This window comes from Bradyrhizobium sp. 153, assembly GCF_023073835.1.
Lineage (GTDB): Bacteria > Pseudomonadota > Alphaproteobacteria > Rhizobiales > Xanthobacteraceae > Bradyrhizobium.
Genome location: NZ_JADPKH010000082.1, coordinates 231,834 through 255,500 on the forward strand (window position 1 = coordinate 231,834; position 23,667 = coordinate 255,500).

General features: G+C 63.9%; 21 protein-coding genes and 1 pseudogene. 9 read left to right on the plus strand and 13 right to left on the minus strand.

Annotation, left to right across the window (positions count from 1 at the left end; genetic code table 11):
- Window positions 1-93: 93 nt before the first annotated feature.
- The 3 genes from IVA91_RS20415 to IVA91_RS20425 all read right to left on the minus strand — a co-directional run bounded on the left by IVA91_RS20415 (window position 94) and on the right by IVA91_RS20425 (window position 3,510).
- Complete coding sequence (locus IVA91_RS20415) at window positions 94-2,175, minus strand: methyl-accepting chemotaxis protein (protein ID WP_247459097.1); 2,082 nt, start codon at window positions 2,173-2,175, stop codon at window positions 94-96.
- A 118-nt stretch (window positions 2,176-2,293) separates the two neighbouring features.
- Complete coding sequence (locus tag IVA91_RS20420) at window positions 2,294-3,064, minus strand: enoyl-CoA hydratase (protein ID WP_247281497.1); 771 nt, start codon at window positions 3,062-3,064, stop codon at window positions 2,294-2,296.
- A complete protein-coding gene (locus tag IVA91_RS20425) occupies window positions 3,061-3,510 on the minus strand; it encodes a MarR family winged helix-turn-helix transcriptional regulator (RefSeq protein ID WP_247281498.1) in 450 nt (149 codons plus the stop codon). Before IVA91_RS20425 ends, IVA91_RS20420 begins: the two co-directional genes overlap by 4 nt.
- Window positions 3,511-3,744: 234 nt before the next feature.
- On the opposite strand from IVA91_RS20425, the gene IVA91_RS20430 reads away from it, so the two are divergent.
- Window positions 3,745-5,472, plus strand: a complete 1,728-nt coding sequence (locus tag IVA91_RS20430; protein WP_247416895.1) for an ATP-dependent Clp protease adaptor ClpS — start codon at window positions 3,745-3,747, stop codon at window positions 5,470-5,472.
- Window positions 5,473-5,509: 37 nt separating this feature from the next.
- Here IVA91_RS20430 and IVA91_RS20435 read toward each other — a convergent pair.
- The 4 genes and pseudogenes from IVA91_RS20435 to IVA91_RS20455 all read right to left on the minus strand — a co-directional run bounded on the left by IVA91_RS20435 (window position 5,510) and on the right by IVA91_RS20455 (window position 11,055).
- Window positions 5,510-7,170 (minus strand): annotated as a pseudogene (locus IVA91_RS20435) (tannase/feruloyl esterase family alpha/beta hydrolase).
- Window positions 7,171-7,252: 82 nt separating this feature from the next.
- Complete coding sequence (gene serA, locus IVA91_RS20440) at window positions 7,253-8,497, minus strand: phosphoglycerate dehydrogenase (RefSeq protein WP_247281500.1); 1,245 nt, start codon at window positions 8,495-8,497, stop codon at window positions 7,253-7,255.
- Between the two features lie 141 nt (window positions 8,498-8,638).
- Window positions 8,639-9,871 carry a rhodanese-like domain-containing protein gene (locus IVA91_RS20445; protein WP_247281501.1) on the minus strand — a complete coding sequence of 411 codons (1,233 nt, stop codon included), beginning with the start codon at window positions 9,869-9,871 and terminating at the stop codon, window positions 8,639-8,641.
- 299 nt (window positions 9,872-10,170) lie between these two features.
- Entirely contained in the window at window positions 10,171-11,055 is an 885-nt protein-coding gene (locus tag IVA91_RS20455; RefSeq protein ID WP_247281502.1) for a dihydrodipicolinate synthase family protein, read from the minus strand.
- Between the two features lie 155 nt (window positions 11,056-11,210).
- Between IVA91_RS20455 and IVA91_RS20460 the strand changes: the two genes are divergently transcribed.
- Window positions 11,211-12,623 (plus strand): FAD-binding oxidoreductase, encoded by a 1,413-nt coding sequence (locus IVA91_RS20460; protein ID WP_247281503.1) that lies wholly within the window; start codon window positions 11,211-11,213, stop codon window positions 12,621-12,623.
- 8 nt (window positions 12,624-12,631) lie between these two features.
- Window positions 12,632-13,348 (plus strand): GntR family transcriptional regulator, encoded by a 717-nt coding sequence (locus tag IVA91_RS20465; protein WP_247281504.1) that lies wholly within the window; start codon window positions 12,632-12,634, stop codon window positions 13,346-13,348.
- Window positions 13,349-13,354: 6 nt separating this feature from the next.
- Here IVA91_RS20465 and IVA91_RS20470 read toward each other — a convergent pair whose 3' ends face one another.
- Both IVA91_RS20470 and IVA91_RS20475 read right to left on the minus strand, forming a co-directional pair.
- Window positions 13,355-13,492, minus strand: a complete 138-nt coding sequence (locus IVA91_RS20470) for a hypothetical protein (protein ID WP_247281505.1) — start codon at window positions 13,490-13,492, stop codon at window positions 13,355-13,357.
- Between the two features lie 23 nt (window positions 13,493-13,515).
- Entirely contained in the window at window positions 13,516-13,755 is a 240-nt protein-coding gene (locus IVA91_RS20475) for a hypothetical protein (RefSeq protein ID WP_247459098.1), read from the minus strand.
- Window positions 13,756-13,781: 26 nt separating this feature from the next.
- Here IVA91_RS20475 and IVA91_RS20480 point away from each other — a divergent pair, with 26 nt between their 5' ends.
- The 3 genes from IVA91_RS20480 to IVA91_RS20490 all read left to right on the plus strand — a co-directional run bounded on the left by IVA91_RS20480 (window position 13,782) and on the right by IVA91_RS20490 (window position 17,220).
- Complete coding sequence (locus IVA91_RS20480) at window positions 13,782-15,803, plus strand: YgiQ family radical SAM protein (protein WP_247281530.1); 2,022 nt, start codon at window positions 13,782-13,784, stop codon at window positions 15,801-15,803.
- A 713-nt stretch (window positions 15,804-16,516) separates the two neighbouring features.
- The gene (locus IVA91_RS20485; RefSeq protein WP_027547784.1) at window positions 16,517-16,717 is read left to right on the plus strand and encodes a DUF6494 family protein; all 201 of its coding nucleotides are present in this window, start codon (window positions 16,517-16,519) and stop codon (window positions 16,715-16,717) included.
- 170 nt (window positions 16,718-16,887) lie between these two features.
- Window positions 16,888-17,220 carry a hypothetical protein gene (locus IVA91_RS20490; protein WP_247281507.1) on the plus strand — a complete coding sequence of 111 codons (333 nt, stop codon included), beginning with the start codon at window positions 16,888-16,890 and terminating at the stop codon, window positions 17,218-17,220.
- 292 nt (window positions 17,221-17,512) lie between these two features.
- On the opposite strand, the gene IVA91_RS20495 is transcribed toward IVA91_RS20490, so the two are convergent.
- A complete protein-coding gene (locus IVA91_RS20495; RefSeq protein WP_247281508.1) occupies window positions 17,513-18,544 on the minus strand; it encodes an MBL fold metallo-hydrolase in 1,032 nt (343 codons plus the stop codon).
- Between the two features lie 70 nt (window positions 18,545-18,614).
- Window positions 18,615-19,427, minus strand: coding sequence for a helix-turn-helix domain-containing protein (locus IVA91_RS20500; protein WP_247281509.1), 813 nt, complete (start codon window positions 19,425-19,427; stop codon window positions 18,615-18,617).
- 501 nt (window positions 19,428-19,928) lie between these two features.
- On the opposite strand from IVA91_RS20500, the gene IVA91_RS20505 reads away from it, so the two are divergent.
- Complete coding sequence (locus tag IVA91_RS20505) at window positions 19,929-20,441, plus strand: PRC-barrel domain-containing protein (RefSeq protein ID WP_247281510.1); 513 nt, start codon at window positions 19,929-19,931, stop codon at window positions 20,439-20,441.
- 271 nt (window positions 20,442-20,712) lie between these two features.
- Here the strand turns inward: IVA91_RS20505 and IVA91_RS20510 are convergent, their stop codons facing one another.
- Both IVA91_RS20510 and IVA91_RS37185 read right to left on the minus strand, forming a co-directional pair.
- Complete coding sequence (locus IVA91_RS20510; protein ID WP_247281511.1) at window positions 20,713-20,940, minus strand: hypothetical protein; 228 nt, start codon at window positions 20,938-20,940, stop codon at window positions 20,713-20,715.
- Window positions 20,941-21,256: 316 nt separating this feature from the next.
- Window positions 21,257-21,412, minus strand: coding sequence for a GreA/GreB family elongation factor (locus IVA91_RS37185; RefSeq protein WP_346015511.1), 156 nt, complete (start codon window positions 21,410-21,412; stop codon window positions 21,257-21,259).
- A gap of 152 nt (window positions 21,413-21,564) precedes the next feature.
- On the opposite strand from IVA91_RS37185, the gene IVA91_RS20515 reads away from it, so the two are divergent.
- Complete coding sequence (locus IVA91_RS20515) at window positions 21,565-21,750, plus strand: hypothetical protein (protein WP_247281512.1); 186 nt, start codon at window positions 21,565-21,567, stop codon at window positions 21,748-21,750.
- Between the two features lie 656 nt (window positions 21,751-22,406).
- Window positions 22,407-23,429, plus strand: coding sequence for an LLM class flavin-dependent oxidoreductase (locus IVA91_RS20520; protein WP_247281513.1), 1,023 nt, complete (start codon window positions 22,407-22,409; stop codon window positions 23,427-23,429).
- Window positions 23,430-23,667 lie beyond the last annotated feature (238 nt).

Sequence of the window (23,667 nt, forward strand, 5' to 3'; positions counted from 1 at the left end):
GCGCACACGCTGCGAGGCGGCACAGATGTACCCGCCGCGGCGACCTGCGGCAATGCCGAAGGCGCGACGTTGGAATCAAGGAATGAAGCGAAACTAGGCGGTCTTCACCGCTCCCAAAAAGCCCTCGACCGCGACGCGGAGACGATCGGCGTCCGCCGACATCTTCTTGACGGAGTGAGACAACACCGTGCCGGCGTTGCCGGTCTCCCGGTTGAGCCTGGCGACGCTGCCGATGGTATCGGTGACCTCGCGGGTGCCTTGTGCGGCCTGCTGGAAGTTGCGCGAGATCTCGGTGGTGGCCGCGCGCTGCTGCTCGACGGCCGCGGCAATCGCCGTCATCTTCTCGTCGATGCCGCTGATGGCGCCGCCGATCGACCGGATGGCGGCAACCGCCTGGCCCGTCGCGCCCTGGATCTCCTCGACCTGACGCGAGATCTCTTCCGTCGCGGTCGCCGTCTGCGCCGCGAGGCTCTTGACCTCGCCGGCGACCACGGCAAAGCCGCGGCCGGCTTCGCCCGCGCGCGCGGCCTCGATCGTGGCGTTCAATGCCAAAAGGTTGGTCTGGCCGGCGATGGCGTTGATCATCTTCACGACCTCGCCGATGCGGCTCGCGGTCTGGTCGAGGATCTGAACGGTCGCGTTGGTCTGCGCGGCCTGCGACACGGCTTCGCGGGCCTCGCGAGCGCTGGCCTGCACCTGCGCGGAGATCTCGCCGACGGACGCGGAGAGCTCTTCGGTCGCCGCTGCGATGGTCTCGAGATTGTTGGTGGCCTGCTCGGCCGCGGAGGAGACCGCCGCGGTCTGGCTGCTCGATTGCGAGACCAGCGAGCGCACGCCGCTGGCGGTGTCATCGAGCTCCCGCGTCGAGGCCGCAACACTCTGGATAACAGCCTGCACGGTGTCGTCGAAGCTGCGGCAGGCGGAATCGACGGTGCCAGAGCGGGCGAGCTGGAACGCCTGCTGCGCTTCACGCTCCTGCCCCAGCCGTTCCGCGGTTGCCGCGCTCTCGCGCAGGCTTTCGAGTGCGGCGGCCATGGTGCCGAACTCGTCGGGATGCCGGGATTGCGGCACCGGCGTCGCATAGTCGCGCGCGCTGATGCGGGCGATGGCGTCGAGGAGGGCGCGCACCGGGCCCATCAGGCGGTTGCGCACCACGAACACGCCGGCCAGGGTCACGGCCAACGCGAGCAGAAATGCGAACGACTGCACGATGAGGTTGGTGAGGCCTTTATTCTGGACCGTCTCTGCGCGCGCGATCGACTGGTCGAGGGCCTTGTTCGCGACGGCGACGATGGACGCGAACGGCGACTGGCATAACGCGTTCCATTCCGAAGCGGGCATCGCGGGGCGACCGCTGCCGTCGAGGTTCTTGGTCAGCTCGCCGATCTGCTTGAGAACTCCATCGGTCTTGGCCCGTGCCTCCTTGGCCGCATTGGCGAGGTCCGCCGTCACGTCGGGCGCAGCCAGCAGCTCCTCCATGCCGGTCCAGCCGGCGGTGATGATGCCGTTCCAGCTTGCCACGGTCTGCTTCTGGGTCTCGTCGAGCGGCTTGGAGCTGTTGACGTTCGGGCGCAGCGTCGAGCACTGGATGCCATAGCGGTCGCGCACCTGCCAGGCGAGGCGGCGAGCCTGGATCATGCGGGCGATGAAAGGATCGTTCATCCAGGCTCGGTTCGACACCGCCGTGGAGGCGAGATTGGCGGTCTCGATCACTCTCGTGACGGAATCGTACCAGGCGGCGGTGCGCTCCACCTTACGCTCGCCGCGCGGCAGCCTGGCCTCCTCGTAGAACAGCTGGAATTTCGGCGCGGCCTCGCTCCAGCGCTGCTTCAAGGTGTTTGCGAGCTCGTCGCGCCGGGCGAATTCCACGGTGGAGAGCGCGGCGATGATGGCGTCAAAGCCGGCCTGCTCTGCCTTTTCGGCGGCGCCGAGCTTGGCACGCGGATCGTCCTCGCCGAGCAGCGCGCTCTGGGCATCGCCGCGATTGTTGCGCAAGGACAGCACGCCCTGGAAGATCGCCTTGTCCGCGTTCGCAAGCCGTTCGGTCTCCAGACTGTCGCTGTAGCGGCCGAAGGCCCCGAACATCTGGATCGCCGTGCTGGCCAGCGCGCCGGCGGCCAGCAGGGCCATCAAAGTCAGGAGAAGCGAGCTTACCGATTTCTTAAACATTGCCATGGTCGGGGGCCTAGTCTTGACGAGCAGCCACCTTGCACCGCGACATGCCAAGGTTTGGTTAAGACTTTAATCGAATACCTGGGTTGTACTCGCTGCGCCTCCGGCAGGCCGCGTTCCCTCACGCAACCCTGGTGAAATCCGGCGGTCGGCGCTCTGCAAAGGCAGTGAACGCCTCGCGCGCTTCGGCGGTGCGCAGGCGCTGCGTGAACTGCTCGCCCTCCGCGTTCATCTGCGCAACCAGCGCCTCGCCATTGCGCATCAGCTTCTTGGTGGCGATGAGCGCACCGGCCGGCTGGCGGGCCAGGCGCTGCGCGAGCGCAAGCGCCTCGGCATCGAGCGTGTCGAGCGGCACCACCCGGTTGGCGAGGCCCCATTCCAGCGCGGCCTGCGCCGGCACCGTCTCGCCAAGTGCGAACATCTCATAAGCTCGGGCGTAGCCGATCCGCGCCGGCATCAACAGGCTGGAGGCCGCTTCCGGCACCAGCGCGAGGCTGACGAAGGGCGTCGACAATTGCGCATTGTCGGCGAGGACGACGAGATCGCAATGCAGCAGCATCGTGGTGCCGACGCCGACGGCGCGGCCCTGCACCGCCGCAACCAGCGGCCGGGTGCAACGCGCCAGCGACTGGATGAACCGCACGACGTTGCGGCTGCCTTCCGACTTGCCCGCTGCAACCGCGGCAAATTCGCCGACGTCGTTGCCGGCAGTGAACATGTCGCCCTCGCCGCGGATCAGGATCACGCGAGCGGACGGATCGAACTCGGCGGATTCGATACTGTCGGCGAGCTTGCCGTACATCGTGTCCGTCAGCGCGTTCTTCTTGTCGGGGCGCGCCAGCGTAAGGGTAAGAATTCCGCTGTTGTTCTCGATCCGGACGTGCTCGGTCATTCGTCTGCTCCTCTTGGAAACTTGTCCTGAATGCACATCAGCCAGCGTGCGACGATGTCGATCTCCGCAGCCGTAAATCCTTCCGTCAGCGCCGCATTGACCTCCGCCGCGCTGGCCTTCGCCTGCGCCAGCGCGCTGCGCCCCTTCGGGGTCAGCCAGATCCGCCAGGCGCGTCCGTCCTCGCGATCGGCCCGCCGCTCGATCAGTTTGGCGGCTGCCGTGCGATCGACTAGGCCGGAAATGCCGGCCGGGCCAAGATCGAGCGCCGCACCCGCCTCACCGATCAGCACACCATCCTGCTTGCCGAGAATGAACAGCAGCCCGGCCTGCGCCGGCGTTACCTCGCTCTCGGGCCGAGCCGCCATCCAGCGCTGCAACCGGCGTTGCGCGACGCTCAGCAGGTAGATCAGGCGATGGTGGCTCGCTGTGGCTTCCTTATTTCGCATACGAAATATATAATGCGAGGCCAACCGCGTTGTCAAAGAGGGGTTGCCGATGCGGCATGGCCATGGCGATCGCGGTCGTGCCGATCGTCAAGCCGACGCGGCACGAAGGCGGCGAGTGGGATGGCGCATTGAAATTCCATCGGGAATTTGACGCACCCGTTGGCGCTTGACGGCCGCCCTCCTTTATGTTCCATATTTGTTCTTCACTCGTTTTGGTTGCAATAGGATCATTTCATGACGAAGGATGCGCGCGGCGAGCGCGAGCCGGCTCAGCTCGTGATTCACAATGATGACGAAACGCCGGACGAGTTTGTCATCGGGTTGCTCCGCCAGGTTTTTGGCAAATCGGAGCGTGAAGCGGCCGCGGTGATAGCGCGGGTCGAGCGGGAGGAGAAGGCCACTTGCGGTCCGTACCCGCAATCGGTCGCCGAGGCGCTGTTCAAGTCGGCTCAGCAATATATCTGGCTCGGCCAACATCCGCTGAGGATCACGCTAGAAGAGATTAAGACCCCCTGCGAACTCTGCGGCAAGCCTGAGGGACAGACCGATGTTCGGATCGGGAGCCGCACGGTCTGGCTGTGCAGCGACTGCATTCGTGCAGCAGACACCGTGAACACACCGCAAGAGTCGGAAGAGGAGTTCGAATACGCTTGCGACGTGCTTGACTGGCATTTTGCCAACGTCTCGCGTAGCAATCTCGTGACCACCATCCGCCAGTTTCCCGGCCATATGCGGGTCGATGTCCAGGCAGCGATCGAGGGACTGTTCGGCAAGTCGATCCGGCTGTTCGGGCTGAACGAAGAACAGCGCTACGAAACGCTGTCGATCTCACGGCTCCTCCGCGATGGCCGCAATGCGCTCGCGATTGCTCCGCTGCAATATTCCGACGTGGATGTCGGCGAGAAGAGCCCGGTCAAATGTCTCGATAACGGCCTCTGGCTGTGCGAGCAGGATGGCCTTCGTTACGCGGTCTTGCTGTGTGCCCACCGCGAATACAGCCGAGAACCGGGAATTCGGATCGAGATCCTCGTGCCGGCAGGCACCGCGGGCGCGGCACTCGTGCAGCAGTGTTTTGGCGAGCTGGAGCAGGCCGTGCAAGCTGCGCGCAGCTATCGCGGCAAGATCCTGTCCCTCGACGCCGATTCCGACTATCGCGGCCGCTCGCGCGGCATCACGGTGCATCGGCTGCCGCCGGTTGCGCGCGATGAGGTGATCCTGCCCGAACAGACCCTGCGGCTGCTCAATCGCAACGTTCTGACTTTCGTCAACACCCGAGATCAATTGCGCCGGCTCGGCCAGTCGACACGTAAGGGCATCTTGCTTTACGGACCGCCGGGCACCGGCAAGACCCATACGATCCGCTATCTGGCAACTCATTTGCCCGGGCACACGACACTGATCATCACCGCCGAGCAAATCGAGCTTCTCGGCGCTTATATGAGTCTGGCACGGCTGCTCCAGCCGTCGATGGTCGTTATCGAGGATGTCGATCTCATCGCCCGCGACCGCGACGACATGGGGCCGTGCGAAGAATCCATGCTGAACAAGTTGCTCAACGAGATGGACGGGCTGAAGGAGGACGCGGACATCCTGTTCGTCCTGACCACCAACCGGCCTGAGGACCTCGAAGGCGCCCTCGCCGGCCGCCCGGGCCGCATCGATCAGGCCATCGAAGTCCCGCTGCCGGACGAGACCGGCCGCGGCAAGCTGGTCCGGCTCTACGGCAAGGGGCTGCCGCTCGACGATGCAATCATCGCAGAAGCGGCCCGCCGCAGTGAGGGCACGAGCTGTGCCTTCATCAAGGAATTGATGCGACGGCTTGCGCAAGGGAGCCTCGCGCGAGACGGTGGCAATTCCGTCGTGTCTGCCGACATCGACGAGGCGCTCGACGACATGTTGTTCTCCGGCGGCAGGCTCAATGCGCAATTGCTCGGAGGCGCACAGGCGATGGCGACGAGATAACGCCTACCCACCGGAGTGGCGGGCTTGGACTGAGCGTTTACGGCGCGCAGGTGAAGCTCGAGGCCTCCGTCACCGGGCCCGACTTGTAATGAGGCCAGGCCGGCCAGCGGCACAGCGGCATCGCGCGCAGCGTCGCGAACGACGGCGCTTCGACCTTCTGCTCGGCGACTTCGAGATCGCCGGGCGCCTTGCCCTGCTCGACCCAGTCGACCAGCACGCTCAGCATGTCGACATTGGCCGGCGCGCCGGAGCCGACATGGTCGACTCCGGGCGCGGTGTAGAGCCGCGCGAACTCCGCGGTCTCCGCCTTGCCGAGCTTGCGCTCGACGCTGTCGAAATAGCGGATGCCGGCATAGGGGCTCTGCGCATAGTCGGCCATGTGCTCGAGCATGATCAGCCGGCCGCCGCGCACCCGGAAGCGGCTGAGATCGGGATCGGTCGAGTCCATCAGCGTGGAGACCTCGATCAGCCGCGCCTTGTGCTCCTCCACCTTGTAGGTGGTGACGTCGAGCTTGGGATCGCGCGCGAATACATATTGGATGCCGCCGGCGCCGTAGATCCAGGCGATGCCGTTGTTGGGCGCAGGCGGCTGCGCGGGCGGCGCGGTGCCGAGCCACCATGCGACCCAGCCGCCGGTCGGGCCGATTGCCGGCGTGTCCTCGCCGGAGACGCCCCAGCCCGGATAATCGTCGAGACCATTGGCGAGCGCGAACGGGAATTTGTAGGGCGCGTGCAGCGTGTTGACGGCCTTGATCTGCGCGTCAGTGAGGCACTGATCGCCGCTCTCGCCCGCCGCGCAGCGCAGCGTCTCGACCTTGAACGCCGCCTTGCAGGAAACGGGATCCTGCACCAGCGCATCGTCGGAGCCGTCGGCCTTGTCGCAGGCCGCGCGCACGGCATCGCCGACGAGCTTGACCTGCGCCGGATTGATCCAGCCCTCGCCCATGGTCACGAGGCCCGAGCGGGTGCCGGCATGCTGCAAGCCGACCCAGTTGATGACGGGAACGCGGGCGAAGATGCCGTCGAAATCGTCGGGATAACGCTGCGCCATGGTAAGACCTTCGCGGCCGCCTTCGGACGAGCCCATGAAGTACATCTTGTCCAGCTTCCTGCCGTAGGCGCGCTGCATCAGCGCAACCGCAGCATCGCGCACCTTCTTGTAGGCGCGATGGGCGAAATTCTCGAACGCTTCGTCGTTGAGCGCGAACAGCTGCGGCGGCTCGCCCTGCTTGGTCTCGTGGCCGGAATCGGTGCCATAGGTGACGAAGCCGCGCGCGAGCGGCGACGGCTTGTCGAAGGGATAGGCCGGCGGCAGCGCAAGGCCGGTGATCAGCACGCCGTTGAAACCGCCGCCGCCATATTGCAGCGAGCGCCCGTTCCATTCGACGGGAAGGTTGACCTGGAATTTGATCGGCGGCGCCTTGGGTCGGCGGGATCGATGTGGCCGAGCACCTTGCAGAAGCGCGGATTGGCCGGCGTGATGCGCCCCGACGGGGTCGGCCCGCGCTCGGCGACGGCGAGTTGCGACGGCGCCAGCAATGTCGCGGAATCGATCTTCACCGCATCAGTGCCGCCAACAAGACCGTTGCAGACCGTCTCGGCGTCGTCTGTCAGCGTCGCCGCCGAGGCGCTACCCGCAGTCAATGCAGCCGCCGTCCCTACGAGCAGCGCACGGAGCTTCGCACGCATTTGCGCCATGGTTTCCCCCTGTTTTCTGTTCTCGTTCGATCCGTCAGGAGGCCGCATTGAAGGCGACCTACCGCCGGCCGTCAATGATGCGCTAGTGCTCGAACACCAGCCGCGCGCCTACCGTGCCCTCGAGGCTGCGGATCTGCTGGAGCAGCGCTGCCGAATCCTGACCGGCCAAGTCGGCATCGAGCACGACGTAGCCGAGATCGCCGGCGGTCTCCAGATATTGCGCAGCGATGTTGATGTCGCGTTGGAGAAAGACTTCGTTCAGGCGCCGCAGCATGCCGGGTACGTTGCGATGGACGTGGCTGAAGCGCGCGCCAGAGGGTCGCAAGTGCAGCTGCACCTCCGGGAAATTCACCGCGCCCATGGTCGAGCCGGTGATGAAATAGTCGACCAGCTTGCGCGCAACCTCACCGCCGATCCGCTCCTGCGCCTCCTCGGTCGAGCCGCCGATATGCGGCGTGAGGATGACGTTCTCGAGGCCCTGCATCGGGCTGTTGAAGCGATCCGCGTTCGAGGACGGCTCGACCGGAAACACGTCGACGGCCGCGCCGGCGAGATGGCCGTCGCGCAAGGCGCGCGCGAGCGCATCGAGATCGACCACGGTGCCGCGGCTGTTGTTGATCAGGAACGAGCCTGATTTCATCGCCCGCAGCTCCTTCTCGCCGATCATGCCGGCGGTCTCCGGCGTCTCGGGCACGTGCAGGCTGACGACGTCGCTCTGCGCCAGCAGCTCCTCCAGTCTCTCGACCGGCTCGGTGTTGCCGTGACGGAGCTTGTCGGTGCGGTCGAAATAGATCACGCGCATGCCCATGGCCTCGGCGAGCGTCGAGAGCTGCGAGCCGATATTGCCGTAGCCGACGATGCCAAGGGTGCGGCCGCGCACCTCGCGGCTGCCGGTCGCCGACTTGTCCCAGCCGCCGCCATGCGCCGACACCGAGCGCGGAAAGATCCGCCGCAGCAGCATCACGATCTCGCCGATCACGAGCTCGGCGACGCTGCGCGTGTTGGAGAACGGCGCGTTGAACACGGGAATGCCGCGCTTGCGCGCCGCGGTCAGATCGACCTGGTTGGTGCCGACGCTGAAGCAGCCGACCGCGAGAAGCTGGTCGGCGGCCCCAAGCACTTCATCGGTGACCTGGGTGCGCGAGCGGATGCCGAGCAGCGACACGCCCTTGAGCGCCCGCCGCAGATCCTCGCCGTCCAGCGCCTTGGTCAGGCGCTCGACATTTGTGAAGCCCGCGCTTTTGAACAGGTCGACTGCGCTATCATTGACGCCTTCGAGCAGCAGCGCCTTCGCATTCCGCTCGGGGCTTTGGCCGGGGGCTGGCATTGTATCTCCGTAAGTAGCAACGTTGCCGCAGCTCATAGACCGCGGACGGTGCGCGGCACAATAGGGCCTGAGAAGATGGCGGGAGCCCGCCATGCTTGCGTCAGCAATTCCGCCATCCCGAGAGGGTGAAGGGTAACAGAGTCAGATCACATAAAACCCGTGCGTTCCGTCCCGGCGGAGCTGCTCGACCAGGCCATACTCCCAGTTCAGATAGGCCTGCATCGCACCTTCGGCGACGTCGGTGCCTTCATAGGGGCGGCGGTAACGATGTGCCGGATCTGGCTTCGGCAATACGCGCGGCGGGCCGATCTCGAGCGCACCGTCATAGCCGCCTTCGAGCACATAGACCTCCCAGCCCATCTGCGCGAGCCAGGACGCCGTCATGTCGGCACGCACGCCCTTGTCGTCAGTCAGGAGAATGCGCGCCCCACGCACCGGTGCGGCCATGTCGGTCTCCTGAACGAGCTGGCCGCCAGGATAGTGGCGGAAGCCGGGAAGGTGGCCGGCCGCATATTCCTCGGCATCGCGCACGTCGAAGCGATAGAGCGTGCGGTCGGTCCGCGCGACAAGCGCCGCCGCCTCGCTCGCGCCGATATGACGAACGCCGGCGCGATAGGCGACGTCGCGGGCATTGGCCGGGCCGCCTTCGAACGGCCCGAGCCCGCCGCGCCTGTCGGCGCCGTGATCGAGCCTGTGCCGCGCCAGCGTCCAGCCGATGGTGCCGTTGCGCAGCGCGCACACCTGGTTGGGCACGCCGGCATTGATCAGCGACTGGGTGCCGATGATCGAGCGCGTGCGGCCGGCGCAATTGACGATGATCGTGGTGGCGGGATCGGGCGCGGCGCTGCCCGCGCGCAGCACCAGCTCCGCGCCCGGCACGCTGACCGAGCCCGGAATGTTCATGGTCGCATATTCGTCGAAGCGGCGAACGTCGAGAATGGCGATGTTGGCCTTCTCGGCAATGAGTCTTGCCACCTCGTCGGCGCTGAGCGAAGGCGTGTGGCGGCGCGCCTCGACCAGCTCGCCAAATGCTTTTGAATAGGAATTGACGTCCTCGAACACCTCGTAGCCGGCCTTGCGCCAGGCCCTCAGCCCACCATCGAGCACGCTGATGTTGCTGTAGCCGAGCGCGGCCAGACGTTCGGCGCCGGTCGCAACCAGCTCTTCCCCATCGTCATAGAGCACGATCGCCACGTCCTTGCGCGGCAGCCTGACCTCGGCTTCGACCGCGATCCGGTCGGCAGCCATGTTAGCAGCGAACAGCGGATGACCAGTCGCGAACGCCGCCTCGTATCTGAGATCGAGCAACGCGATTTCTTCGCGCAACAGCAACGCGCGGCGGATCTCGGCGGGAGTGACGGTACGGCGCTTCATGGCGTGAACCTTGACGAGAACAGGCCATGGGCTTTTGAACGATTGTCGCGCGCTTGGCTAGCCTTCGCGTCGCGGTCACTCGCCTGGAACGAGCTGCCCGAGCGGGGGCTGCGCCGGTCGCCGCAACTTGCGATGCCGTGACCGAGAACAACGGCATCAGCGCCACGACGCTCATCGAGGCGAACTTGCCGGCCAACCCAGGATCGCATCGCGATGGTCGTCGCAGATGCCGGCGATGATCTTCTCGCCGAACGTCTCGTCACGCGAACCGCGGCAGTGTACCGCGATTACGTGGGATCTCAGGCGATGGCAGGCGCCATCAACGCGTCGAGCTTCCGCTGGAACGCGGCGCCGTCGGACAACGCGCGGAGCGGCGGTCGCACACGCAGCCAGCTGGCATCGCCCGTCTGCGCCGCGAGGATGGCCTTCAGCGTCGCGACCAGAGATGGCGTCTTGTCCACGACGTCGATCGCGGCCTGCATGCGCGCTTCGACATCCTTGCCGTCGACCATGGCCTTGACCAGCTCCGGCACGACATTGGCCATGCCGCAGATGGTGCCGGCGCCGCCGGCGGCGATCGCACGGGCGATGTCGGCTTCGTTGCCGACGGTGATGGCGAGGTCGGGCGCGGCGTTGCGGAACGCCTGGAATTCCTTGAAGTCGCCACTGGAGTCCTTCAGGCCCGCAACCACCTTGCCGTAGCGCTTGCGCAGATTCGCAGCGACGCTGGTCGGGATCGCGACGCCCGAGACCTGTGGAATGTGATAGAGCGAGGCGCGCAGGCGATCGTCGCCGACTCCGTCGATGATCGCGGCGAAGGCATCCTCGATGCCTTCAGGGGTGACGTTGCGATCGAAGTAAGGCGGCAGCAACAGGACGTGACGCAGGCCGAGGCCGAGCACGGCGCGCGTCAATGCGATGCCGTCGGTGATGGCGGGGAAGCCGCCGCCGATGCCGATACGCTCCGGCGCGACGCCGGCCTTGAGCACGGCTTCGATGGTCGCGATACGTTCGGCGGCAGTGAACGAGGTGCCCTCGCCAGTGGTGCCGAACAGCACGACACCGTCGATCCCTCTACTGAAGAGTTGCTTGGCATGAGCCGCGAGCTTTGTGGAATCCACGCTGCCGTCCGTCGCCAGGGGCGTCACTGATGCCACCCAGAACCCGCGAATTGCCTCCATCATCAACATCATCCTCTGCTGCGGCTTCGGACTAAGCCTCTGATCCATCAGATCTTCAGCGCCTGTCGAAGCATTGTTTTGCTTTACATTTTCGCCTTGTACCTTACATACAAGGCGAATGCAAACCCGCGCCCGTCGGCGCCCCAAGGAGGTCTCGCATGGATATGGCGAACCCGGTTGAGCGTCCGGACCAGTTGCTCGGCGCGTTGCGCGACAAGCTCGGCGCGGCCGCGGTGCTGACCGGCAGCGACGTGCCGGCGCGCAATTGCAACGATTGGAGCGCGAGCCTGCCGCAAACGCCGCGCGCGGTGATCCGTCCGCTCGATGCGCAGGGCGTTGCCGATGCGATCCTGGTCTGCCGGCAGGCGCGGCTTCCCTTCGTGCCGCAGGGCGGATTGACCGGGCTGTGCCGCGGCGCATCGCCCGAAACAGGCTGGGTCGCGATCTCGCTCGAGCGCATGACCGGCATCGAGGAGATCGATCCTGCGTCGGCAACGATGACGGTAAAGGCAGGCACGCCGCTGGAGACGATCCAGAAGGCCGCAGATGAGGCCGGCTTCTTCTTTCCGCTCGATCTCGGCTCGCGCGGCTCCTGTGCCATCGGCGGCAATCTCTCGACCAATGCCGGCGGCAACCGCGTGATCCGTTACGGCATGACGCGCGAGCTGGTGCTCGGGCTCGAAGTGGTGCTGCCCGACGGCACCATCATCACCACCCTCAACAAGCTGATGAAGAACAACGCCGGGTACGATCTGAAGCATCTCTTCATCGGCTCGGAAGGCACGCTCGGCATCATCACCCGCGTGGTGCTGCGGCTGTTTCCAAAACCGCGTTCGACCATGGCTGCGCTCTGCGCGCTGAAGGACTATGCCGCGGTGATCGCGCTGCTCGGCGCCGCACGCAGCGGGCTCGGGCCGCTGCTGTCGGCCTTCGAGGTGATGTGGCCGGACTATTGGGACGTGATCACGATTCGCGCCGGCGTGAAGCCTCCGGTCGCAGCTGGCCACGGCCTCTACGTGCTGGTGGAGGCGCAAGGCACCGACGAGAGTATCGACGCGCCGCGCTTCCAGACCTGGCTCGAAGAGCTGATGGAGCGCGGGCTGCTGACTGACGCGGCGGTGGCGCAATCGCTGGCGCAAACGCAAGCGTTCTGGCGCGTGCGCGACATTTGTGCCGAGTTCGGCCGCGTGCTGGGGCCGCACATCTCCTACGACATCGGACTGGCGGTGGCGCGGATGGACGAGTTCGCGACGCGCTGCAAGGCCGCACTCGCTGATGGCATCAAGGGCTGCGAGAGCGTCTATTACGGCCATATCGGCGACGGCAACCTGCATCTCGTCTCCTGGGTCGGGGGTCTCTCCGTCGCGCAGCAGCCGAAGGAGGAAATGGACGCGATCATCTATGGTCTCGTGCGCGAGATGGGCGGCAGCGTCTCCGCCGAGCACGGCATCGGCACGCTGAAGAAGAAATGGCTGGATCACGCCAGGAGCGAGCCTGAGATCGCGCTGATGCGCACCCTGAAGGCCGCGCTCGATCCCGAGCATCTGCTCAATCCCGGCAAGGTGATCTGACCGAGCCCATGAAGTCATTGAAGCTCGATACGCCGAAATCGCTGTCGCAGCGGGTGATGCAGCGGCTGCGCCAGGCCATTATCGACGGTGAGTTCGCGCTCGGCGCCGCCATCTCCGAGGAGATGGTGGCAAATTCCTTCGGCGTCAGCCGCACGCCGGTGCGCGAGGCGATGGGCCAGCTGCAGGCGCAAGGCCTTGTGGTGATCCGGCCGCAGGTCGGCAGCTTCGTGTTCACGCCGAGCGCGGAGGACATCCATGCGCTCTGCACCTTCCGCATCGCGCTCGAGCCGAAGGCGGCCGAGTTCGCCTTCCGCCACGACCGCGACGGTGCTGTCGCGGCGATCAGCGCAGCGATCGCCGCGATGGAGCCGGCGATCGCGGCAAGAGACAACATCGCCTATGGCCGCGCCGACGCCGCTTTTCACGAGGCGCTGTTCGCCCATTGCGGCAACCGCTACCTCGCCGAATCCTATCAGCTCGTCTCCGGCCGCGTCGCCGCGCTCCGCACCAATTTGACCTCGCCGATCGACGTGCGCACCCGCTCGTCCTTCGACGAGCATCGCAGACTGCTCGATCTGTTCGCACGCGGCGAGCAAGCCTCCTTCGAAGCGCTGATGACGACGCACATCACCAATTCGGGCGTGGTCTATGCCAAGGCGCTGAAATTAGAGGCGCTGAAAGGAGAGGCGGTGAAGATGAAGATGGAGGGGCCGAGGATGGATTGAGCGCCGTCACGGCTCCTCCTCCGGTCCCGGCCTGTCCAGAAAATCCAGCGCGGTGTTGATCTGTTCGAGCTGGTGCTCAAGCCTGTCGCGGTCTTCGACCGACTGCGCTGTCTCGAGCTGTTCCACGAGCTTCTGCTTCCGCATCAGCAAGTTCTCTATGACGGTGCTCACAATTCCCCCATCGCCAGAGGCGACGTCACGAACGCCGAGATGGTGGAGGCGCGCGCGACACGGGCCCGGTTAGAACCCTGGACCAGAATGTCCGCAGCGGCGATTGGTTCCCGCGGCCGACACCCGATCAGCGCGGCCGCGAGGATGGAACTCCCCGCTCGACTCGTCATGACGATGCCGCCAAGCTGCATCGGCGAGACATCGGCAAAGGCCACGCATCGATTGGTTGAATTCACCCGCCCGGACCCCTATGCCTATCCGTATGGACACCCAGATCGTCACCGCCGAAAAGCCCCTGATGGCACAGGCGCGCCCGCGCAAGCCGGCGCCGTTCCTCCCCATGAGCCGTGCCGAGATGAATGCGCTCGGCTGGGATGCTTGCGACATCGTGCTGGTGACGGGCGATGCCTATGTCGATCATCCGAGCTTCGGCATGGCGATCATCGGCCGGCTGCTCGAGGCGCAAGGTTTTCGCGTCGGCATCATCGCGCAGCCGGACTGGCACTCGGCGGAGCCGTTCAGGGCATTGGGCAAGCCGCGCGTGTTCTTCGGCGTCACCGGCGGCAACATGGATTCCATGGTGAACCGCTACACCGCGGACCGCCGCCTGCGCCACGACGATGCCTATACGGCCGGCGGCGAAGGCGGCAAGCGGCCGGACCGCTGCACCATCGTCTACGCTCAGCGCTGCCGCGAGGCGTTCAAGGACGTGCCCATCGTGCTCGGCGGCATCGAGGCCTCGCTGCGCCGGATCGCACATTACGATTACTGGTCCGACAAGGTGCGCCGCTCGGTGCTGGCCGACGCCAAGGCGGACCTTCTGCTCTACGGCAATGCCGAGCGCGCCGTCGTCGAAGTGGCGCAGCGGCTCGCCGCCGGCGAGGCGCCGCGCGAGCTCGACGACATCAGGGGCGTCGCGCTGTTCCGCAAGGTCCCTGCGGATTACACCGAGCTGCACGCCGACGATCTCGACTCCGCCGACGAGGGCGCATCGCGCCAACGCGGCGCCACGGTGATCCGCCTGCCGGCCCTTGAACAGGTCGAGCAGGACCGCGAGGCCTATGCGCGCGCTTCACGCGTGCTGCATCGGGAGAGCAATCCCGGCAATGCGCGGCCGCTGGTGCAGCGTCACGGCGATCGCGATCTCTGGCTGAACCCGCCGCCGATCCCGCTCACCACCGAGGAGATGGACGCGGTCTACGACCTGCCTTACGCGCGCGCGCCGCATCCGTCCTACGGTGATGCAAAGATCCCCGCCTGGGAGATGATCAAATTCTCGGTGACGATCATGCGCGGCTGCTTTGGCGGCTGCACCTTCTGCTCGATCACCGAGCATGAGGGCCGCATCATCCAGAACCGTTCGGAGGGCTCGATCCTGCGCGAGATCGAGAAGATCCGCGACAAGACGCCGGGCTTCACCGGCGTGATCTCCGACATCGGTGGCCCTACCGCCAACATGTACCGGATGGCGTGCAAGGATCCGAAGGTCGAGGCGGCGTGCCGGCGGCCGTCCTGCGTCTTCCCCGAGATATGTCCGAACCTCAACACCTCGCATGACGATCTGATCCGGCTCTATCGCAAGGTGCGCGAGACCCGTGGTATCAAGAAGGTGATGGTCGCCTCCGGCGTGCGCTACGACCTCGCGGTGGAGAGCCCCGAATACATCAAGGAGCTCGTCACCCATCACGTCGGCGGCTATTTGAAGATCGCGCCGGAACATACCGAGCGCGGCCCGCTCGACAAGATGATGAAGCCGGGCATCGGCGCCTACAACCGCTTCAAGCGGATGTTCGATGAAGCCGCCGAGCAGGCCGGCAAGAAATACTATTTGATCCCCTATTTCATCGCGGCACATCCCGGCACGACCGACGAGGACATGATGAACCTCGCGCTCTGGCTGAAGAAGAACCGCTATCGCGCAGATCAAGTGCAGACCTTCCTGCCCTCGCCGATGGCGACCGCCACCGCGATGTACCACACCGGCGTCAACCCCCTGCGCGGCGTCCGCCACGGCGGCAGCGACAAGGTCGAGGCGATCAAGGGCCTGCGCCAGCGCCGCCTGCACAAGGCATTTCTGCGCTACCACGACCCCGACAATTGGCCGGTGCTGCGCGAGGCGCTGAAGGAGATGGGCCGCGCCGATTTGATCGGCTCGCAGCCCCACCAGCTCGTCCCCGCGCACCAGCCCCCCGGCACCGGCAAGGCCGCCGGCACGAAGCGCCCGGTTCGCCCCGGCGTCAGGACGCAGCGGTTTACAACCAAGGGCGTGCGGGTGGTGAAGTAGCGGGACGAGTGAGCTTTCGTGCCCCCGCAACAAGAATGTCAAAAACAACCCCATGCGCAGTAGGCGCCCTTAGCGGGATCAATGGCTTAGACACTTTGCAGAGAGATGTTGACCCGTCGGGCAAAAAGTCGTTGCCCCGTCGGGCAACACAGGCGCATGATGGCATCATCGGGCACGTGGAATAGAGCGAGCCCGGTCTCTGCCCGTATCGATATCCTCGAGCTTCACACCGCGTCCCACGCGCAGGCTGTCACACGCCTGATCGACGCGTTGCAGGGGGATTTATACTTCCCCGGGGAATTAGCACCGGACGGTAGCACCGTGTGACACCGGCTTCACCCTTCGCGACTGGGTGGTCCACGCCCGAGCCGTCACGGCTTCGTCAACACGGCCGGCACCAAATCCGGATGCGCTAGCGCGTGCATTTATTATCGATCAGCCCCCAGGCAGGCGCCTCCGTTCTGCCTTCGAAAGCAGACCTGGCCGGTTCGCCTTTGCAAGTCAGCTAAGGGCCCAACGGCGACGTCCTGACGAGCGACGCCGCGAAGCGAGGCGGCTTACTCGTGTCGTCAAACCTTGAACTCGCCACGATGCCCAGAAGCAAGCGGCGAATGAACGTCCCGATCATTGATCCCTAGTCCGGGACTTGGGGGGCTGTAAACACGGGATCGCCAATGTGTTAGACTTTGTCCAGCCGATCAGGGAGAAAAGCCATGACCGCCGAGTTCGATGAAGACCGCTTCAATATGGCTATCCGTAAGTTTCTGAAGCATGTCGGAGTTACATCGCAGCGTGAAATCGAGAACCTAGTGCGTAGCGGGGCGGTGAAAGGTGGCGAGCTCAAACTGCGAATGACCCTGTCCGCTGAGGGGACGCCGCTGAAACATGTTGTCGAGGAAACAGTCGCACTCTGACGAGGGCACACGCTGCGACCCAACGTCCGTTCAGGGCCAGAACCAGCCGTTTAATAGCGAGGACCGCCGTTGATTGCGTCTCGGCGCCCTGACGTGATCGAGAGCCATCGGCGAAGCTCAGGCGTTGGCCGCCGAATGCCTTGCTTTGCGCGACGGCCAATCGATCTGGCATGTCGGAAGAACCCATACGCGGTGAGCAGGATCACAACCATTGTGGTCGCGAAGTAACCAGCCTCAAAAAAGACGATACAAGCGATCCACGCGACGAAGAACACGACCTGCCAGAGCAAGGCGAACCCGAGATAAGTTTTGCCGGTTGGGATGCCATTGCTCATACTGATCACTTATGCATCCTTGCAATCGGCGGCGCCCCCCAAGTTGATCCTTCCGGCTTGCGACGAGCCCATGGTAAAGATTACGTTGCGCATCGAAACGCGGAACTTCCGCTTCGGGTCAAAGTGCGAAGAACTCAGGTTGAGCAAATCAGGCCCGCTCTAATGTAATGACCGGACTTTGGTCCGCCGATGCTCAATTTCGCAGATGGCCCAAAAGCTGACGAACGATGCGGGGATCTTTTCGCGCTACCACGTTCGCTTCAAGTCACGAGATTGCCCAAAGTCTGACCAATTCAAATGTTCGCCAGCTCCCCTTTTGGCCCACGAATAGCGCCGTCTAACCTGAGGTTCTGCTCAAAGTAGTCGCGCAGCCAGGGCAGCTTACTGTTAAGTGTCCCTCGTGACGGGCTCATCCGGCAGACCGCCAGCAGCGGATCGTCAAGGATTAGTTCCTGCGCATCTAATCGGAATATCCGCGAAACTCCGGATTCCATCTCTTGACGGCGACGCTGTCGCCAATCTCGAACCGCATAAGGTCGTCGCCAACTTGAAACGGAGCCGCATATGTGCCCTTGGTCCGCGACACGAGTACATCCTGGCTCACACCGAGGAGTATGACATGTGTGTAGGCGGCGAGCTTCGGTTTGACCCGGGAAAACACCTCGCCGGCCTGTTCGGGCGACGTGTGATGGTCCGCGACTGGCTTCATGTACGGCAACTCTGCCAGTTTCGCGGACGTGGCAAAAACCTCATGGATCAGAAGATCCGTGCCCGTCGCAAACTTGATGAGATTCTCATCGAACTTGGTGTCACCTGACAACGTGACCGACTTCGCGCCATAATCAACGCGATATCCCACTGACGGCTTGATCAGGTCACCATGATTGACGGCGAATGCCGTCACCTTGACGCCGGCCTCCTCGAACACGACCCGATCAGCCTGGAAGTCATGCGCGTCGATTTGGGTGGCGACGGCCGGGATTTTTTCGTCGGCCATTCGTATCCGCGCATCGTCCGCAAACGCCTCGGTGAGCCCTTTGGCGATTCTCGCCGCTCCGCCCGATCCTGTGCCATCCGATGGCCCAAACAGTCGCAATGGTCGGCTGCGGAAGCCGAACGGTCCGAACATGTATCCGGTCATCCAGAGGTCCGGCAGACCTTCGACATGGTCGGAATGATAGTGGGTGAGAAAGACGGCATCGATGCCTTTCCCTGCGGGTATCCCGAGCTGATACAACCTCACCGTCACGCCGCGGCCCGCATCGAATAGCAGATTGAGTCCACCGGCTTGTATCAAGGTGGCCGGCCCAAAGCGCGCCGTGCCTGGCTCGGGGCCGCCGGTGCCGAGCAACGTCACCACGATTTCACCGGGGCGGCCCGCACGTTCTTGCTGCTGAGCCGACGCGTCTGAAACGCAAGCCACCAGTGCAAAGCCTATCATCGCGGCACTAACCACCAAATTGCGTGCCATCCTGCCGCCGTTGCTTGCCATCGTGGGACCCCTGAGTCGCGTTTGCCTACTGGCAAGCAAACCACGGCTGAGGCTTCATGGCTTGTATTTTTCAGCCATCGGGCGAGAGGATGTTGTCCCAATCGCCGATGAATTGGTGGGGTGGCAGGCCGACTAGCGCGTAGCATTCCCGGACGAAGTGCGCCTGATCGAAGTAGCCGGCCTCGTGGACGATTTGCGTCCACGGCTTGGCCGGCTGATTGCGATGCATCGTCAAGGCGGCATCAAATCTCGCCGTGCGCGCGTACAATTTTGGGGGAAGGCCCGTTTGCATCGTGAAGCGACGTTGAAACTGGCGGGCGCTCAGACCCGATTGCGAGGCCAATGCGGCGATCCGGATGTTACCCCGGGCGGACATGAGACGGCGGGACGTGACGCCAATTCCATCCTCCGCGGCACGGCCTTCCAACATGGCGCCAAACCATCGTTCTGCCGCGGCGACACGCGAAGAAAAGTCCTGCGCCGATCGTACGGCGTCTTGGAGGAGCGCGGCGCGGTTTCCGAGCACGTCGCGTGCCGGGACGCCTTCGTCGATCAGGTATGTCATTCCGATTCCGACCAGCCGGTGCAGAGCTGCCGGCTGCAGCAGAATGTTGAAGATATGTAACTGACCCGAAGCATAGAGATGAATCCGGCGCGCGCCCTGGGGCCCGACGACGACCATCTCCGGCGCGGTCGCGAGGCGCCCGCCATCGAGGCGAAGACGTAATGGATCGCCCAGGTAAATATCGATAATCTGATGCGGACGTGCCGTCAGCGGAAATGCCAGCACGTGAGAGCCTAGCGTCGCGCGGCGTTCTTCGAAGGAGCGAACGACGTTCCTCAGTTTCGGATGAGGCTCCGTACGCCTGAGATCCATCGACATCCCTCATCTGAGCACGGTAGGCCGGCGGGCGAGCCCCGTTACCCGCCATGGACACTATCATGGATTGGCGCGCTGGCCTCCACCTCGAACTTCCGCACTTGGGCGCCGCGAGAGGCCGAGCCGCAGGCACCTTCCGCAACTTGCACCATTTTTGCTCACGCATTCATAGATCGTGCTTTGAAGAATGCGCTTTTTGGGAGGGGCTTATGGTAGTAGGAATCACTGCAATGCCTTGCTCGCATCTGGTCTGGCGTGCACTTTCGTCTATCGAGAGCTCGAACGAGGACGTACGGCGCATGAGAACGCTGCTAAAAATTGTCCTCGTGGCGGTCTGCGCTGCAATCTTGACGACATTGCTAGGGGCGTTTCCGTCCGAATCGTGACCACCGAACGTCGCTGGGTTGCTGGCTCCGGTGGGATCGAGTTCGGGAACAAGTGGCAGTTCCGGGCGTTGAGGCCGGCATCTGAACGGGTGCGGTTCTCACGTGGAGGAGATAGTAGATGAAAAGCTTTCTTGCCGTGGCTCTGCTTGGCACTGCCGTGATCGGCGGCGCTGCGTTCGCGCAATCCACTCAACCGGCTGATCGCGCTGCGCCGGCTGCCACCGCCCAACCGGTGGACGCGAAGATGGCGCTCAAGGGCAATTGGCGAGCCTCGAAGCTCATGGGCTTGAACGTCTACAACGAGGCCAACGAGAAGCTCGGCGACGTCAACGAACTGCTCGTCGACAAGAGCGGCAAGATCAACGCCGTGGTGATCGGCATCGGGGGCTTTCTCGGCATGGGCGAACACGACATCGCCGTCTCGATGGACAAGCTGAAGTTCGTCGAAGAGCCTGTCCGGACGAGCTCGACGAGCACCTCGACCACCTCCCGCGACACGACTACCGGCGCGGCTTCGACCAATACGACTAACCGCAGCGCGAACGATTGGGTCCCCGACCACGCCGTCATGAGCGGCAACAAGGAGCAGCTGAAGGCGCTCCCGCAGTTCAAGTATTCGGACTACAACTAGCAGGTCGAGCGCTCGCGAAAGATTAGGGCCCCAACCGGGGCCCTTTTTTCTGCTGAGCGAGGCTTCGCAGACCACAAAAAAGGCCCGCCCGGCTTGAGGGCGAGCCTTTCGTGCGAGCTGGTGTTCGCTCAGTGCATGTGAACTAACCAATAGCCGACGCCGCCAACAACGAGCACGGCAGGAACGGCCCATAAAATCAGCACAGGCATCTTCTCCTCCAATTGCATCAGAACGTTTTTCACCGGGCCGGCTAGGCCCTGCAAGAACCGTTTTACTGTTCAGTGCAGACCTTGGTGGTCTTCACGGCGGACTCGGCTTCCGTCTTGGTCTTGTAGATGCCGTCGCCTACGATAGTCGTAGTGGTAGTCGTCGGTTTGGTGTCGACCACGGTGCACTTCTTGGTGGTCGCGTCGCGAACGATGTAGAACTCGGCGGCGCTGGCGGCCTGTGTGCCGAGGGCAAAGGCGGCGAGAGCGCCGCATACGATCAGCTTCTTCATGTATCCTCCTCAAGCTCGTAAGTAGTCACTGCCAACGAGGACGCGCGACTGAAGTTCCGGTTGTTCCCGTCTGCAGCGGCCTGCGCCATTTCGCTACACTGGGGTGAGGGGTTCCTAAAAGCGCGGATGGAAAGAGCCGTGGGTAAGCAGCGGTCGGGGGCCCCAGCTCGATCATAGATCGAGGGGCAGCTCAGTTGGACCTTCAAGCCCTGAAGAAGGTTGCCAGGAAGAGCACGACAGCCAGAACGACGCTGATACCGATGACCGTTAAGGCGGCCTGTTCTAGCTGAAAGCACCGCGCATACCGACGCCTCCTTCAGTTCAACACGCCGAGTACCCTCAAGGACCAGCTGTTTGGGCCTGGCGTTTGGAACTCGATGGCCTGGCCAACCGATAAGCCGAACAACGCAGTTCCAGCCGGCGTAAGAACCGAGACACGCATAGCGAAGGATTGGTCCAGGTCCTCCAGCATCAGACGCGAAGCATGCGATGCGGCGGGTGCCCCCGGCTAACTGGCCTTTGGTGCGATACACCTTGCTGTATGTAAATGCGCGCCATGGCCGAAGTTGCCAGATTTTCCCGGGTCCAGCGAACGGGCCAAGTCTTAAATGAAGAGGGGCTGGCATGCACTACGGCCGCGCGCACGAAGTTGTAGTTCTTCACGACCGCCTTGAAGCGCTCGCCTTTCAACTTGCCGAGCTGGAACAGTTGCGAGCGCAAGTGCTTTTAGCCGAGCAGAAGGCGGAGCGAACTGGAGGAAAGTGCGAACGCGGGGAGGCTCATGGAAAGCGCCAATTGCCTGCGAAATAGGGCCGCTGCCGGAAAGCAACAACCGGTGCTCCGGTCTGCGCCTCTTCTGCGGCAGGTAAGGGACATTACCAGCACAGAGGCAAGATTTTCGGTCTCCGTCGGTTGAATTCAGGCGACGATAATGAGCCAGTATGTAGAGGCGCGTTACGCGCTGCTGATATTGCAAGAAGCGCGGGAGACCTGCGAAGATCGAGCAGCAATACTGCTCAACAATCTACTGCAAGACCTTAGGCCAGCACAGCAAGATGACCCGCACCGTGCCGGTGCGCTAGCTTCTATCCGGCATTTGGCGGTAATTTTACGTGAGCACCGGATGCCCGCATCGTCTTATTGGGAAGCGGCGCTAGACGCTGCGCACGCATGGCGAGACCATGCAGAGCGATGACGAGGCCTCGGCTCTGCGCTGTCGGGCGACAGTCGTTTTCCAAATGCGTCGCCGTCGGCAACATTTAGTCGTCTGTTCAGCGTCAAAACGCGACGCCGGCCCCAGAGGCCCGAACGCCTGCGATGGGTCAAAAAGCGACATGACGGCGTTGTCTGCTTAGGTCTGCTTCCTCCCAAAGGGCGGCACTTGCGGGTACACGGCTTCCCCTCTTGTCCAACTTTCCTCCAGCCGGCGTATCGCAAACTCCTGCGATCATACTTACTTTGCCTCCATGAAAAAGATCGGATTCCTGTCCTTCGGACACTGGACGCCCTCGCCGCAGTCGCAGACCCGCTCGGCCGCGGACACGCTGCTGCAATCGATCGAGCTTGCGGTTGCGGCGGAACAGCTCGGCTTGGACGGCGCCTATTTCCGCGTACATCACTTCGCCCGGCAGCTCGCATCACCCTTTCCGCTGCTCGCCGCCGTCGGCGCCAAGACCAGCAGGATCGAGATCGGCACGGCCGTGATCGACATGCGTTACGAGAACCCGCTCTACATGGTGGAGGACGCAGGAAGCGCCGACCTCATCGCCGGTGGGCGGCTCCAGCTGGGCATCAGCCGCGGCTCGCCCGAGCAGGTGATCGACGGCTGGCGTTATTTTGGCTATCGCCCGGCCGAGGGCCAGAGCGATGCCGACATGGGCCGGCGCCACGCGGAAGTCTTCCTCGACCTGCTCCGCGGCGAGGGTTTTGCCGAGCCCAATCCGCAGCCAATGTTTCCCAATCCGCCCGGGCTGTTGCGCCTCGAGCCGCATGCGCAAGGCTTGCGCGAACGCATCTGGTGGGGTGCCGGCTCGAACGCCACCGCGGTGTGGGCAGCAAAGCTCGGCATGAACTTGCAGAGCTCGACGCTGAAGAACGACGAGACCGGCGAGGCTTTTCATGTGCAGCAGGCGGCGCAGATCCGCGCCTATCGCGCGGCGTGGAAAGAGGCGGGGCACAGCCGCGAGCCGCGCGTATCGGTGAGCCGCAGCATCTTCGCGCTGATCGACGATCGCGACCGCGCTTATTTTGGCGGGGAACGCGGAGGGGAGGATCAGATCGGCTTCATCGACCCGCGCACCCGCGCGATCTTCGGCCGCTCCTATGCGGCGGAGCCTGACGTGCTGATCGAGCAACTGCGCCAGGACGAGGCGATCGCGGAAGCGGACACGTTGCTGCTGACGATTCCGAACCAGCTCGGCGTCGCCTACTGCGTGCATGCGCTCGAGGCGATCCTGACTCAGGTGGCACCGGCGCTGGGGTGGCGGTAAGGCAAACGACCGCCAGCTGTCACTCGTACGATGCCGTTCAGTTTTTGAAAACGTAGGGCTGACGAGGTCGGCGAGGATTTCCTGCAGATATGCAGCCCCGGGTTCTTTGCATTCAGAAACCGGGGCCTTTGCATTCAGTGCATGTGGCCAATGAGATAGATGCCACCGCCGACAACCAGGATCGCCGGCACGGCCCAGAGAATCAATACAGGCATTATCCTCTCCTCCGAATAACTGC